This is a genomic window from Vibrio amylolyticus (assembly GCF_023145695.1).
Taxonomy (GTDB): Bacteria; Pseudomonadota; Gammaproteobacteria; order Enterobacterales; family Vibrionaceae; genus Vibrio; species Vibrio amylolyticus.
Genome location: NZ_JAJHVV010000005.1, coordinates 138,232 through 154,061, shown reverse-complemented (window position 1 = coordinate 154,061; position 15,830 = coordinate 138,232). Strand labels below are relative to the sequence as shown.

At 41.9% G+C, this 15,830-nt stretch carries 12 protein-coding genes; 7 read left to right on the top strand and 5 right to left on the bottom strand.

Features of this window, described 5'->3' with window-relative positions; translation table 11 throughout:
* Positions 1–45: 45 nt before the first annotated feature.
* Entirely contained in the window at positions 46–1,155 is a 1,110-nt protein-coding gene (locus KP803_RS09545) for a patatin family protein (RefSeq protein WP_248008599.1), read from the bottom strand.
* Positions 1,156–1,656: 501 nt separating this feature from the next.
* On the opposite strand from KP803_RS09545, the gene KP803_RS09540 reads away from it, so the two are divergent.
* From KP803_RS09540 to KP803_RS09525, 4 genes are all read left to right on the top strand, one after another.
* Positions 1,657–2,895 (top strand): L-lactate MFS transporter, encoded by a 1,239-nt coding sequence (locus tag KP803_RS09540; RefSeq protein ID WP_248008598.1) that lies wholly within the window; start codon positions 1,657–1,659, stop codon positions 2,893–2,895.
* Positions 2,896–3,142: 247 nt separating this feature from the next.
* Entirely contained in the window at positions 3,143–4,831 is a 1,689-nt protein-coding gene (locus KP803_RS09535) for an alkaline phosphatase family protein (RefSeq protein ID WP_248008597.1), read from the top strand.
* 146 nt (positions 4,832–4,977) lie between these two features.
* Positions 4,978–7,347, top strand: coding sequence for a fatty acid cis/trans isomerase (locus tag KP803_RS09530; RefSeq protein ID WP_248008596.1), 2,370 nt, complete (start codon positions 4,978–4,980; stop codon positions 7,345–7,347).
* Positions 7,348–7,380: 33 nt separating this feature from the next.
* Positions 7,381–7,563: a hypothetical protein gene (locus tag KP803_RS09525; protein ID WP_248008595.1), complete on the top strand. Its 183-nt coding sequence runs from the start codon at positions 7,381–7,383 to the stop codon at positions 7,561–7,563.
* Between the two features lie 96 nt (positions 7,564–7,659).
* On the opposite strand, the gene KP803_RS09520 is transcribed toward KP803_RS09525, so the two are convergent.
* The 4 genes from KP803_RS09520 to KP803_RS09505 form a co-directional block, all read right to left on the bottom strand.
* Positions 7,660–8,970, bottom strand: a complete 1,311-nt coding sequence (locus KP803_RS09520) for a glycoside hydrolase family 18 protein (protein ID WP_248008594.1) — start codon at positions 8,968–8,970, stop codon at positions 7,660–7,662.
* A gap of 150 nt (positions 8,971–9,120) precedes the next feature.
* Positions 9,121–9,834, bottom strand: coding sequence for a hypothetical protein (locus tag KP803_RS09515; RefSeq protein WP_248008593.1), 714 nt, complete (start codon positions 9,832–9,834; stop codon positions 9,121–9,123).
* 282 nt (positions 9,835–10,116) lie between these two features.
* Positions 10,117–10,971: a hypothetical protein gene (locus KP803_RS09510; RefSeq protein WP_248008592.1), complete on the bottom strand. Its 855-nt coding sequence runs from the start codon at positions 10,969–10,971 to the stop codon at positions 10,117–10,119.
* A gap of 141 nt (positions 10,972–11,112) precedes the next feature.
* Entirely contained in the window at positions 11,113–11,898 is a 786-nt protein-coding gene (locus KP803_RS09505) for a hypothetical protein (RefSeq protein WP_248008591.1), read from the bottom strand.
* Between the two features lie 251 nt (positions 11,899–12,149).
* On the opposite strand from KP803_RS09505, the gene KP803_RS09500 reads away from it, so the two are divergent.
* The 3 genes from KP803_RS09500 (at position 12,150) to KP803_RS09490 (ending at position 15,771) form a co-directional block, all read left to right on the top strand.
* Positions 12,150–13,178 (top strand): LysR family transcriptional regulator, encoded by a 1,029-nt coding sequence (locus KP803_RS09500; protein ID WP_248008590.1) that lies wholly within the window; start codon positions 12,150–12,152, stop codon positions 13,176–13,178.
* Positions 13,168–14,106 carry a LysR family transcriptional regulator gene (locus KP803_RS09495; protein ID WP_248008589.1) on the top strand — a complete coding sequence of 313 codons (939 nt, stop codon included), beginning with the start codon at positions 13,168–13,170 and terminating at the stop codon, positions 14,104–14,106. Before KP803_RS09500 ends, KP803_RS09495 begins: the two co-directional genes overlap by 11 nt.
* 210 nt (positions 14,107–14,316) lie before the next feature.
* Positions 14,317–15,771, top strand: coding sequence for a DUF1214 domain-containing protein (locus KP803_RS09490; protein WP_248008588.1), 1,455 nt, complete (start codon positions 14,317–14,319; stop codon positions 15,769–15,771).
* The last annotated feature ends 59 nt before the right edge of the window (positions 15,772–15,830 follow it).

Here is a 15,830-nt window from a genome sequence, read left to right as displayed (position 1 = left end):
ATATTTTGATTCAGGATATTATAAAACCTTGCGACATCTGTTATTTCAATGAGGACTTTGGTCGTGATGTCGTTCAAGGTACTCTTTTCCTGCTAATAACCCTTGCTGGTAATCACTCAATATTTCATCTTTTCCACTGAGTAAACCTTTACTTAGTAGCGGAGAAAGTGGCGCAATTTCATGTATTGTCACGCCTACTGGAGGCTCCCTCATAAACTCTTTTACTGACTCATGATTAAGATAATGAGAAACTAACATTTCCATTTTTTTTGTGTGTTCTCCTGAGAAATTTCGCTTTTCACTCTGAACTTTGATGAGATTCGCGAGCTTTTCTGCTTCCTGAGCCCAGCTCTTATCATTACTGCCAACTAGTGAAGGATAACGTTGCTTCACTTTACCAATCGCTTGTGTGAATTGCTGTTCAAACTCATTTAAACGTTCCACGTGGCCCACTAACCCATAACGCTGAATCAGCAAATCTAAGCCAATTTCAACTTCAAGAGAGAGTTTAGAGAAAGTATTTTCCATCGGTGTTGGCGCGACTTCGTGCCGAGTTAAAATTGGATCGGTCGTGATGACCACTAATTCTTTTGCACCTCTTTTATAGGCCTCTTGGACAGGGATCGTTGAAGTCACGCCGCCATCAACCCACGTGGCACCATCAAACTCAATATCATCAAAGTAAAGAACTGGAATTGCACTGGTCGCACGGAGGATATCAAACCAATTGTCTTCAAAGATTGGGTAATAGTAATCTTTGAGCTCTTCAACGTGTGTCACGCACGCTAAGGCTTCTCGTTTTCTTCCTAGGTGAAGCTTTTCCAACTGAGCTTTACCTTTTTGGATATCTAAAGGAAACTCGCCTTGCTCAACAAACTGAAAAGCCCAATCAAGATCCATGGGTTGCTGTTTATTAACAAACTTATTGAAATCAAAAAAACGTTGATTAGTCGTATAATTGATAATGAAGTCGAGCGCTAACCCTGTTTGCCCTGCAATGAAAGCGGCAATATTAAGCGCGCCCGCGGAAGTGCCTAAATAGAGAGAAAACGGGTCAAATTGATGACGCTTAAACTGGTCAAGAACACCCGCAGAAAATGCACCTTTTTGGCCGCCACCTTGAACTATAAGAGCACTGATATTTGGGTTAGTCATTAAAAACTCCATTTGATATTTATGTACAGCAGTGTAGCCGGAGTTTATAAGTAAAAGCTACTTCCTCGCTCACGAGTCACGGCATCCCTAAATAAAATTGCGGCAGTGATTGACTCGATATTCAATGAAAAAATAGTAACCACCCTTCAAATACCTTTTAAGAAGGCCATAATTCCAATGAATCAATATCAATAAAATTGATTGTTACTTTAACTTTAATCAAAAATAGCACTACCCTATATCTCACGAGTGATCGTAACCGCTTAGCCATCCATTATTACACTATCCCACAACACCAAACCCAAACATAAAAACAACAACAATCACAGCAATTTAACATCCAGGGATTATTTGAATGCATATGTCAAAAAGAGATTCCAATCACATTTATATTGGTTATAATCCGCGCTCATTGCGTCATATGTTGAAAAACGCAAACTTATTTTGAAAGAAAATTTATCAACCTATCCTCTTTAATTAGAGGCAACACTGGAAATAACAATGAGCAAGATCGATAAAGCTATGCGCATCCTGTTAGCAGGATTCTGTATCAACCTTTGTCTTGGCATCCTGTATGCTTGGAGTGTATTTAACAAAGCGCTAGTAACAGATTTTGGTTGGAGTGCCGCTGATGCATCTTCTCCATACGCGACAGCAACTATCACCTTCTCTATTTGTCTTCTTGTTGCTGGTATTCTTCAAGACCGCATGGGCCCACGTAAGATCCTTATTTTAGGTACGCTTCTTACAGGTCTTGGCATGATTGCTTCTGGCTTCGTTGACTCTGTATTAATGCTCAACATTACTTTCGGTGTAATTACTGGTGCTGGTATCGGTTTCGGTTATGCGTGTCTGTCTCCTTCTGCAATGAAATGGTTCCACCCTTCAAAAAAAGGTATGGTAAATGGCCTTATCGCAGCAGGCTTTGGCTTAGCGGCTATTTATTTGGCTCCTCTAACTTCTATGCTGATTACTGATTTAGGCATCAATACAGCATTTATGATTCTTGGTGTTGGTGTATTAGTTATTGCAGTGCCACTTGCGTGTACAATTAACAACCCGCCAGAAGACTACACGCCAGAAGCACCTAAAGTAAAAGAAGGTCAAGCGCCTGTTGTCGTTAAGAAATCAGCTGACGTTAGCTGGAAAGCAATGCTTAAGACACCTCAGTTTTACTCTCTTTGGGTAATGTATGCTTTTGCTGCCTCTGTTGGTCTAATGATTATTGGTAACATCACAAACATTGCGAGTGTTCAAGCAAGCCTACCAAATGCGGTATACCTAGCATCGATTCTTGCGGTATTTAACTCGGCTGGCCGTGTTGGCGCTGGTATCCTGTCTGACAAAATCGGCGGTGTTCGTACTCTACTTCTTGCGTTCATCTTGCAAGGCGTAAACATGGTTCTATTCGCAACGTTTGATTCAGAATTCACATTAATCATCGGTACTGCTATCGCGGCTGTTGGTTACGGTACATTGCTGGCTGTATTCCCGTCATTAACAGCGGAATACTACGGACTTAAAAACTACGGTACTAACTACGGCGTTCTATACACGGCATGGGGTATTGGTGGTGCACTAGGTGTTGCGGTTGTTGGTTACTCTATGGCGCACAATGGTGGTTACGGTCTTGCTTACACGATCTCAGCAGCAATGATGGGGGTATGTGTCGTTCTTGCCTTCATTACTAAGCCAGTATCTGCAACTAGTGCTGCTCAGGCACACGCTGTAAAAGCATAGTATTAAGCGAATCTAACAATTCAAAGTAAAGGCTCAATGACTCTCCATTGAGCCTTTTTTATTTCATATCTTTTTTCTATCAATCGCTTATAGCGTTCACGCCCTCTCTTTAACCCACACTTTATGAATAAAATCTAGGGTTAATTCGAAATAAAGCTTATTACCAAACGAAATGATTCGTTGTGCTACAGTTTGAAAAGAATAATTCATTTCATTTCATTGTTTGCAGTTTCTGTAACGAGGCTTTATGTACACGAAATCACTTTCAACTCTGGCTATTGCCCTACTTTGCTCCCACAGCGCCCTGGCTGATATCGCAAAGCCCGATCTTGTTTTACAAATTACCGTTGATGGCCTTCGTGGCGATCTATTAGATCGGTATAAACACAACTTTGGTGATAATGGATTCCGTTATCTCATGGATCAAGGTATCCACTACACCAATGCGCATTTTCAACATGGCAATACCGAGACGATTGTCGGCCATGTTTCTTTAGCGACAGGTGCGCCACCGAGTGTTCATGGGATGGTGGGTAACGTCTGGTTTGATCGCCAGTTAGACCGTATTGTTTATAACGTTGAAGACGCCAATTATTCAATGCTTTCAAGCGGCGCAGGTGTCGATAAAGCCACTGAAATTGACCCAACCCAAAGAACGGCGCAAGGTGATGGGCGCTCGCCAGAGCCTATCTTGTCGACGACGTTTGCCGATGAACTGACCGTGGCAAGCTCGGGTCAATCGAAAGTGTTCTCTGTCTCAATTAAAGATAGAGGAGCAATATCGTTAGGTGGGCATACTGGCAAGGCCTTTTGGTTCTCTAAAGCCCAATCTGAGTTTGTCACCAGTAACTATTATTATGATGCTTACCCTTTGTGGGTTGACCGTTGGAATGAAAAAGCAATTCCGGAACAATATTCTGGTGGTAGATGGGAGCTATCTTTGCCAAAAGAAGACTATACATTAGTTGAAACTGAGCCAGAGAATAAAATCGATCTTGCCGGCTTTAAACGTACTTTCCCTCATCCATACGGCCCATCAAGCTTCCAGTATTTCAGTACTATGCTGACACTGAGCCCTGCAGGTGATGAGATCACCGAAAATTTCGCCAGTACATTGGTTAAGCAAGAAAAATTGGGATCTGGACGATTTACTGACTATTTAGCAGTGAGTTTCTCATCAAACGATTACGTTATTCATATGTACGGCCCTGATAGCTTAGAAACCGAAGATAATTTGGTTCGTTTAGATCGAACCATCGCTAAACTTTTGAAAACAGTCGATGATCAAATTGGATTGGAAAATACGCTTATTGTTCTCTCATCGGATCATGGCGTGCCAGAAGTCTCACCAACCGCAAATGGGTTGGGGTTCAACCAAGCGCAGTACTTTAAACAAGACACCTTGATCAATGAAAGTGTCCTCGCTGCACTGAAATCGAATTTTGGACTGGGTAAAGAAGCCATTCGCATCTACTCTCATCCGTACGTTTATCTTAATCAAGAGGTCATCGCCAATAAAAAGCTAAACTTGGCAGATGTTCAACGTGTGGTTGCTGATGAACTTATGAAGGTGCAAGGCGTTCATAATGCAGTCACAAGTAATGATATCGCGAGAAATAATGTACCAAATACTCCGTTAATGGACATGATCAAAAACAACTACCACCCCGCTCGTTCAGGTGATGTTTATGTCGTATTTGCACCTCGTACCTATATCAACGATTTCGACGGTATATCTGTTGCGTCCACTCACGGCTCACCATGGCGTTATGACACACACGTACCAATCATTTTCGCTGGCATGAACATCAAACAAAAACGCGTCAGCCGTTTAGTGACGCCTTATGACGTTGCTCCTACTTTATCCAACAAGCTAGGGATTACCCATCCGAGTGGCGCAACGGGTGACGTTCTTAAGGAAGTTATCGGACATTAATAGTTAGTTTCAAAGTAATAGTCAGTAGGAGGGGGCCATCACCCCTCCTACTTATACATATTACTGATAGAAGTAATTACATTGATTAGCCGTTAATTAATTTTGTTGTATACTAAGTAAAGTTTGTATGTTTTCTTGGTAACGTGATGAATTTAAGACGGTTATTTTCTATTCTCCTGGTTGTCATCTTCTCTGGTTGTGCAACCTATGCAGGGCTTAACTACGATGAGCTTTTCGGCAAAGAGGAAGTTCAGCAGCGAACGGTCGAACTCGATAGTCCTCCATCAGATTTCTTCGTAAACCAAGTCAAACCCATCATTGATAATCGCTGTGTCGTTTGTCACGCGTGCTACGATGCGCCTTGCCAACTCAAAATGTCTTCAGTTGAAGGTATTGATCGAGGGGCAAGTAAAGCGCTTGTTTATCAAGGAACAAGATTAACGGCCGCAACACAAACACGTTTATTTGAAGATGCTCAAACCACTACTGAATGGCGTAATTTATCCTTCCACCCTATTTTAAATGAACGAATTCAAACGCCAACAGCCAATGTTCAAGCGGGTTTAATTGCTAGAATGCTACAGCAAAAAGAAAACCACCCTTTACCCGACCAAAAACAGCTAGAAGGATTCGATTTTTCAACCGACCGACAGCAAGAGTGCCCTTCTATTGAAGAGGTCGATAAGTATGAGCAAGACTACCCGACATGGGGAATGCCCTATGGGATGCCAAATCTTGATAAGTATGAGTACAGTACACTCATGACTTGGCTTCAAAACGGCGCGACGATGAATGAACCGCTACCCATCTCTTATGAACAACAACAATTGATCGATAAGTACGAAACCTTCTTAAACAAAAACTCTTTAAAGAGTCAGCTTTCAGCACGTTATATCTATGAGCACCTGTTTCTTTCACACCTCTATTTTTCTGATTTAGGTGATGATGAAAGCACACATAGCCCAAGGTTTTTTAATTTGGTTCGCTCAGCCACACCACCCGGTGAGCCCCTTGAACGAATTGCAACACGACGCCCCTATGGAGACCCTGGTGTTGAAAGAGTGTATTACCGAATCATTCCTGAGCAAGGTACGACTGTCAGCAAAACACACCTCCCTTTTGCGTTGAATAATGAAAGAATCGATAATTGGACAACCTGGTTTGTCGATGCTGATTATCAAGTGAATGCGCTACCAAGTTATCGTATTAACGTTGCCGCTAACCCTTTGACTGCCTTTACCGATCTTCCTGTACATTCACGTTATCGATTTATGCTCGATAATGCTCAGAACACCATTGGTGGATTTATAAAAGGCCCTGTTTGTCGAGGTCAACTTGCACTTAACGTTATCAATGATCGTTTCTGGGTATTCTTTATTGATCCAGAAAAATCTGACATTCCTGAAATCAACGAATTTTATCAGTCGCAGGCTGTTAACTTAAAACTCCCTTCAGAGCTAGACAGTAATACCGTACCAGTTTTGAATTGGGTCAAGTATTCACGTCAGCAGGCTCGTTACCTTGAGGCCAAGTCTAATTTCGTCAATGATTTCTTTGAAAAAGGTGAGTATTTGAATTCCAATATCATATGGCAAGGTGATGGAACCAACGACAATGCAGCATTAACGATATTCAGACATTTCGATAGTGCATCAGTTGTTCAAGGACTGGTAGGACAGCCACCCAAAACGGCTTGGATACTCGATTATGCACTTCTAGAGCGTATCCATTACTTGTTAGTCGCGGGCTTTGATATTTACGGAAACTTTGGCCACCAACTGATTACTCGTATGTTTATGGATTTTCTGCGCCTTGAAGGAGAAACCAACTTTATCTCATTACTTCCTCATGAAATGCGTCATATAGAACACTCTAGTTGGTATAAAAATCAAAGTAGTCAAATGAGTGATTACCTACAGCGTAATGTTAGGCCTTTCGCACAACAAAGTCAGATCCCTTATCAGACAAACAATTATAAGAATGAACTATATGACATTTTAACAACGATGCTTAAACCTGTATTAAACGCTCGCTATGAAATTGAACAGACTGAACTTACATTAGAAAGCGAAATACACCTACAGAAGATCGACCTCATTAAAGGCCGCGGGCTCGCCTATTTACCAGAGACCATAATGATGCTCATCGAGTCTGAATCGGGCAAAGATGAAGTATTTACGCTTATGCATAATAGCGCGCACACGAACATCTCAAGTTTATTTGATGAAGCAAGTAATCGAGACCCAGAAAATGATGATTTGACGCTAGTAAAAGGTGTACTTGGAAGCTATCCCGAAGCCTTCCTTCTCGTGAATGAGAAACAGATACCAAAACTTGTAAATATGTTGTCTTCACTTTCAACAGAAGAGGATTACATTAAGTTATTGGATCAATTTGGAATTAGAAGAAGCGACGAGCGTTTTTGGCCATTTAGCGATAGATTGCATGCATGGTATCAGCAAGATCAACCTATCGAATTTGGATTGCTCGACTACAATAGATTTGAGAACAGGTAAATTCGTTCCTTGAGCATATCTAGGAGGTGGATCATGGCACTAAAAGATAGTATCGAAGCACTAGAGCAGCAAATATACATTGCCTGTTCTGAGGCTGATTACGATACCGTTAATATGCTTGAACATCAGCTAGAGGTGTTACGAGACCGAGCTGAGCATCCATTAGAGGATGATTCTATTATCCTAAATGATGTTCAAACACCGAACCAAAAATAACGAGCTTGATGACACCTTTATAACTGAATAATTACAGCTAAACGAACAACACCCTGGCAATCAGGGTGTTATTCTTCTTAATATCAAACTCTTATACTATTCATTAATCTGTTGATACATCGCTTCGACTAACTCACCAGAAGGGTCACCAGAGAGTTCCCATGTAAAGATCCCCCCCAGTTTAGCGGCTTTAGCCCAATCAGCCTTAGCACGAATAGAACGTTGATCCTCAAATGAAATGAACACTTTCTCTTGCTCATTCCACAAATAAGGCGCTTGCGCTTGTTCATCGTATAAATAGCTATAGCCCTGTTTAGCACTGTAGTTCTTCATCAGATCCCAGAACATAAAATAGCCGTTTTCTCCAGTACCAAACTCAGCACCTTTATCCGAAACAAGTTCACCGGTCGGTAGCTCTCCTTGGTAGTCTTTAGTTCCTTGCCAGCCTCGACCGTAAAAAGCGGCACCGAGAACGAGCTTTTCACTCGGAATCCCCTGTTCAATCATCTGATTGATAAAGACATCGGCCCCCATTCCCCACCAACTTCTTTCGGTAGCGTGCAGATTGGTTAAATGACCAGTTTGAGGCCCCCAACCACCAAGGAAGTCATAAGTCATTGCAAACATATTGGTTAAATATGGCTGAGCGCTGTTCCAATCGATCTGAGCCGTTTTAGGCCCGACACCTACCGCAGTCGAGAGCTCATAGTCTCGCTTAGTGGCTTTTGTTAAAGCATCAAGATCATGACGTAATGTTTTTACCAAATAGGTGAAAGCATCACGCTCTTGTGCTTTCTGCTCATCGGTGAGTTTTGTGTCTGGATTCCACGGAGAAGTGGTCAAGCCGCCCCCACCAGGGTATTCCCAATCAAGATCAATGCCATCGAAAAACGAGTATTCATTGATCAACTCTACAGCAGTGCGAGAGAACTGCTCAATGGCCTGTGGATCTTTTGCCATTGCATGAAAGGGTTCAGACATTGTCCAACCACCAAAAGAAGGCAGTATTTTTATAGATGGGTTGTCTTTCTTTAGCTGTGCTAGCTGAGCAAAATGGCCTTTATAGTTAACATCTACTGATACATCCCCAAAGTCATGTTGTAGTGCTGCCTTTTGATCCACGATTATCGCACTAAAAGGCGCTTTTCCTTCACAAGCCTCTGCCACTTGAATCTGAACGGCCTTTGATGCTGATTCGTGTGGGCCACACATACTCAAAAATGCGTAAATGATATGCGTTAGATTATCGGCTGGAATATCTTTTACCGTGTATCCATTATCTTCATTATCGTATTGCCAGTCTGCGAAATACCCGGCGACAACGGGTGTAGAGTCACCCATTTCTTCAGCATGTAAACCTAGCGAACAAGTAGAAAATATAGCGAGCGTTGTCAGTGTTTTTTTCATTATGACCTCCATGATAGTTACTAACAAATTAGTAGACATGGATTATTTCGACGGCCAAACATAATCGCGTTTCGAGCCATATCATACAAACAGCGGGTATGTTGCAATCAATTTCAAAACTGACACAAAATCAGACACATAACTTACAAATCAATAAGGTAAAACGACCCCTACTGCGTAATTCTTCATTCTTGTTGAAAAGGCATTATTGTATTGATTCAGTGAAAGGAGACCCTCGCCACTAATATCTCGATGAGTCGCTTGCAGATAGATGGAGAGATCGCTCTTAGTTAGTGGGACGGAAAATTGATGGACAAAAGTTACATCTACTATATCAATATTGACGCCCTTCATCGCCTTACCCACGCTAAGTTGTATGCCACTATAACTTTTCTCACTCCAACGCGTTCGAGTAAAAATATTGGCGGTGGCTAGGTGACTATCTTTCACGCTTATTTGATTGCCAATATTGTGGAGGTTAGATGATGACGCTGAAAATGTCTGACCTTGGCATGAATTTTCTGATGTAATGAACGAACAGGCAACCTCCTTATCATCCGGTTCATGAAAGTTAATGTAGGCGTACCCCAAAGTAGAAACTATTGCGATTTTAGTTGATTTGGGCAACGACGTTAGTATCACTCCCCCAGCGAACATTTCTCCTTTCAAAACCGGTTGCTGTTCAATCAATAAGCCCCCTGATTCTTCATCAAATAACGCTATGCTAGTTCTCATATTGGTCAAAGGCTCAAAATAGTTATGAATCTCCAATACCTCTAGACTATTTAGCCCTAATACATCGCTAGTAGGGTAATCAAATTCGATAAATGACCCGCGGTGAGCGATGATATTTAGGTTAGGCATATTTATCGACTCGTCAGCGAGTGTCGAACCGAACACGTGCAAAGTATTCGCCTGAACACATATTGACAGAAGCAATAACATCCCGCTTATTAACCATCTTACCAGTTTCATAATATTGCCAGATTAACGACTTGAGCCCATACTTTTGTATGTTTTCGAAATAAGCATCGAAAACAATTTAATAATAATCAATGTAATAATCACAATAATCTCCCCCGAAAAGCGTAACAAAGCAGCAAGGCAATCACTCACCCCGCTGCATCGTTCGACTTTAGTACTTAATTAGAAACGCCAGTCGAAACCAATCGATACTTTGGTCTCTTCACCTCGTAAGTAGTCTTTACCTCCTGTGGGGTCGTTCACATCATTAACTTTGATATTGGTGTATTTGCCTTCTAAGTAGATATTAAAGACGGCATCGCCGATTTGAGTGCGTGTACCTTGTAATAGCATTAGATCGACCATTTGCACATCTGCCCCACCGTAAGATGAACCACCAAACGCTTGGAAAACAGTGTAGAAAGTATCATTCCACGGCTGAAGACCGTATAAATTAACCGATGCCATGTGTGCATCGTCCCCACCTAATATATCTTTCACCTGACCACCAGTAACACCCTGTAAGGCGTTAAGTGCGGACATTTGACCAGTGCCCGTCGAGTAGCCATTAAACCCTGCAATCTCTTGGTTAATGCCTTTCGCGATTTCATTAGTATCAATATCAATGTACGAATAATTCACTGATGGGAAGAACTGAGTGGTACCGTTGGTCGCTGTTAACGGAAGCATGTAACCCGCTGTGTAGAAATTTGCAGCATCCGTAAGGTTAGTATCAACGTATACACCACCCCAACGCTCATCAAAATTGGCTAAACGGAAACGAAAGTTTTCTGATTGAGTAAAGTATTCGCCAATCATAATGGTTTGTGTTTGGTACTCATCACCACCATAAAGGTTGTTAAATCCACCACCAGCAACAAGTTTTATCTCGCCATTATCGTCCGTTGCAATACCACCGCGCCAAGCAGTATTACGTGGATCTGCATCGTGAACTTCATTATCAGAAGCGGCTACAAAGCCAGAAAATGACAGAGCGGCAATTACACCAAGTGCAATAAGTGATTTTTTATTTTTCATGATATGTGCCTTTATTAAATGTGTTTGTGTTTAAAGGCACATCCGTGTGCAAAAAATGTCCGTGAGATTGGTCGAGCTAGAATCTCAATCAGCTTGAGATAACGTAGTTCGCCAAATTTATGTGGTTTAAGTTGTCAGAATTTAAAACTGGTAGTTCACTTCAATACGGTGGTCGCCGTTTGCGTAATTTGTGTTCTCGCTCCAGTTTGCGAAGTAGCGAACATTGGTACGATCATCGATTTGGTAGCTGAGTGCAGCCTCATGAGTCAGCACACTGTCATCCCCTTCCAAACTCGTATTCTTGAATGGGTCGGAACCAGATAGGGTTCCCATGTACATTGGGTTATAGTTAAACCAAATGTTGTTGGTCAATTCGAGTTTGCTGTATAGGCCAATAACATAAAATGTGCCATGAAGATCCCAACGATCCTGTGCTTGCTGTTCACCTTGATTTGTCTCATCAAACGATTCACCAAATGCGACGCCGGCACCGGCTAGTGGGTAAAAGTTGATTGGTCCCATTTTCGGTAGCGCTTGAATTAAGCTGTAAGACGCTGTGCCTTGTGTAGTGTTTGTTAAATTCAAATTAACATCAACTTGTGCACCACGGCCATTTTCCATGTCTACATTGAAATTTCTGTAACGAAGCGAGTCGATGCTGTCGTCTGAAGTACGGTTACTCCAGCCAAGTTTGTCACCAAAAAATCCCTTAACCTCGAGCACATTCATACCCATCGTTGTTTCGCTACCCGTATCGTAACTTTGGCCAATTTTTAGGTTAAGCCCCTTATCTGTGTATCCAATACCCGCTTGGGTGTACACCGCTAATGGATTTGACATATCTTGGAGTTCAGATTCTGCCTGAACGAATGAAGAGGTAAGAGCCATTGTTAGGCTTGCTGCGATTACTGCTTTGTTCATTTTCATAATATTGTCTTCTTAAGTTGAGTTAATTTGCTCATCGTCCTAGAAGCGCATCCATTTGCTTTTGTTAACTGTTCATAACTGGCCGTCATTAAACTGTTGTCAATATTCATCGGCATCCTCGACCACTCATCCAGCCGACCCATCCCTTGACGCCGATAAATATAGGCAATTTATTGTTGTAACCAAATGGAATTATGATATTTTCAATTATTCCAAATATTCATCACCTGAAATTATGGATATAGAGAAAAATGAAAGATGAAGACCTATTTAGGATCGACTTAAACACTCTAAAAGTGCTCAAAGTCCTAGGGCATGAAAAAAGCACCAAGAAAACGGCAGAGCGTTTGGATATCGGTCAACCTGCCGTAAGTAAAGCGTTAAAGAAACTTAGGGAGCAATTTGGTGACCCTTTGTTTAATCGTACAAATAAAGGAATTGAACCGACGCCCAAATGCGAGGCCATCTTAGGCTTACTACCCAAAGTAATGGAACAGATTGGTGATCTCTTTGAAGACCAGACTATTTTTGAAGCGAAAAAATACGAGGGTGAAATAACTATTCATATCAACCCTTCTCTATGCCATCCATTATCGATAATGCTAATCAACACATTTAACCAAGCTGCCCAAGACGCCTCCGTCATTATCGAGGATTGGAATGAAAACACCGATGCACAGATTAAAAATGGGCTCATCGATCTCGGAATTAATTTTTTTCCTTTGCGCACGGTACCTGGGTTATCTCATCAAATTGTCTGTCGTCCAAAATTTCGTTTTTGCTGCCGACAAGACCACCCGCTCACACGGAAACAAGGTATCACTATCGAAGATATCGCCAACTCACCCCTCGTTCTAGTGTCGATGGCTAACTACACAGGAAGTGAGTCCATTACTGAATCTTATCTAAAAAGGCACGGTTACTTACCCAACGTAATCTTTCGCTCTGACAAACTTGATGCGTGCGCCGATGTGCTAAGAATCACTGATGCTATCGCTCCAGTAAGTGAGGTTATTAGACCTGTCGTAAGTGGTGAAGGGCTTGCATTGCTCGAACTTGATGGGTTTGACGACATACAAAATCATTCCATCGCCTACTACGTTTCATCACAAACTGAACAATCGCCATATTTATCTTGGCTTGTGGCAACAGTGGGCGAACAAATCAACGCTTTGGTGAAGATGTATTCTGACCCTAATCACCAGTATTTATATGACTTACTCTCAGACAATCCACCCCCCCATAACAATGATGGTAACGGAGTGTTCAATGACAGATAGTGAACTTGAGGGGATTGATTTTAATAGCTTGAAGCTACTCAAAATCCTCGGAGAAGAACTCAACACCAAGCGGGCAGCAGAACGACTATATATCACTCAATCTGGAGTTAGCAAAGCGTTAAAAAAGTTGAGAATACAGGTTAATGATCCACTGTTTGTGCGCGAGGGAAATAAGCTCCTTACCACTGATAAGTGTTTAAGATTAATGCAAAAAATCCCCGACATCATGGAGTCCCTTGATCAACTATATAATCGTAACGATACCTTTGACCCGAGTACTTATAATGGAAACATTACCGTTCATATTAACGCAGCGATAGCTCGGCCATTAATGTCACACTTATTTTCCCGCTTATACAGCGAAGCCCCAAACGCCACAATCATACTGCACAGCTGGACACCAGATAGCGAAGCTGATCTAAAACAAGGCATAGTGGATCTTGGTGTCAACTATTATCCATTAGAGCTCTCTAAAGAGATCATTCAAACTCAAATTGCTAATCCAAAACTATTTCTATGCTGTCACATATCCAACCCCTTACTAACAAAAGAGGACGTCACACTCCAGGAGATAACGAATTACCCATTTGTGCTTACGCAAATGCCCGACTTTAACCGACAACAAAATCAGCTCATTAAATTCATCCGAGAAAGCGGCTATCAACCAAAAGTAGCGGTCCGATCTGATAAAATCGACGTTTGCTTGGATACCACAAGACAAATACCTTCCTTTTATATCATGAACGAACTCGCGACTCACTCTCTCACCAAAGACCTACAACTTATCGATATCAGCCATATAGAAGGTATAGTGCCTAACCCCGTGGGGCTCTTTTGCTCATACCGTACTGCCGATACTCCTTATCAGAAATGGCTAAATAAACGAGTCGAACAATGCGTACAACAACTCTTACAGACTAAGTCGTGATAGGTTTGGTCAATCTGCCCCACAAGAGTGACATAGACATAAAGCCCTCATGATTTACGACGGGCTTTACCACTTTCCTAGATCGGCTTCTTTTTCTTAATATTCCAGAACGGAATACCTAACGGAATTACATTCAGTATTCAAAGCAACTCAACTCACTATCATATGCGGTAAGACAATTTTCGTAGATTATATTTAATTGAGGCAAAAATGAAAAAAACCGCATTAACACTTGCACTTTGTATTGCAACATCCGCGACTTCACTTACGCTTGCTCACGCTGAACCAACAGTTTCGACGCAAACCAAAGCAGCATCATTTTCAGAACAAAGGTTTGAACGCCGAGCACTAGAAGCCGGAACCTGGTTCATCCCGCAAGTGTTATACGAAACACTTGCTTCAGAAACCATCAACAAGTTTGGTGGTGATAGAAACAGCACTGTTTATTTCTTTGAACGTCCAGTCACATGGCATACACAAATGATGACTGGCAACAACAATACGCCGTACGTACATACTTACCACAGTATTGAAGATGGACCTGTGGTGCTCGAAATTCCCGCCGCAACTCAAGACAATGCTTTTTTTGGTACTTTACTTGATTCTTGGCATAAGCCTTTAATTGATGTGGGCCCCGATGGCGCCGACAAAGGTAAAGGAGGCAAGTACCTTATTGTCCAACCTGGTTATACAGGCGACACAACAGGTTACATTGTTGTTGAACAAGAGACGTTCCAAGGTTACACCACAATTCGTTCAATGACCAAAACAACCTCAGAAGGGGATATGAAAGGACATGTTGATTACGTAAAGCAAGGTGTAAAGATATACCCATTAGGCGCAAAGAACACGACGACGACATTTAAAGAGATGGACAATGTCGTTGTAGATACTCATCTGCAGTGGCAAGATCATTTTTCAACCTCATTCTGGGAGCGTGCCCACCGAGCACTGCAAAATGAGGTAGTGAAAAAAGATGAGAAAGCGATGTACGGTATGCTGCGCCATCTTGGCTTAGAAAAAGGAGAAAAGTTCGCCCCCACTCCTAAACAACAGGTAATGCTGAATGAAGCACTGGTAAAACTGCATGCTGAAATGAAAGATAGCTTCACACACTATGCGCCTAGGCTATGGGGTGAACAATCTCAGTGGACGATTCCTGTCAACAGAGAAATGATGCTCACCGATGCAACCTATACCAGTGACAATTGGCATGATTACGCAGGCCGAGGAACCACCTTCGCCTATTATATTGCACCACCTAAATCTCTAGCAGAGTCTCGTTCTACGACTTACATAAAAGGGATTTTAGACGCAGATGGTAACCCTATGTATGGCGATTATGATTATACGATCCACGTTCCATCTAATGTTCCTGCTGAGCGTTTTTGGTCGTTCTTAACGTATTCAATGGAAACAGGCAGCTTTATCTATGAAGCCGATCGCCTCGGTTGGGCATCAAATGAGCCTGAAATGACGTTTAATAGCGATGGCAGCGCAGACATCTACTGGTCATCAGAATGCGATAGCCGAAATTACGCTAACTGTATGCCAATTACTAAAGGAGAGCAGTTCTTCACACTATTTAGGCTCTATGGCCCACAAGCTGATTTCTTTAACGGTAATTTTGTACTCAGTGACATTCAAAAAGTAGAACACAATTAATAACGGTTGTTCCTGCATATTATTAAAGCCATCGATCTAAATGATTGATGGCTTTTTAG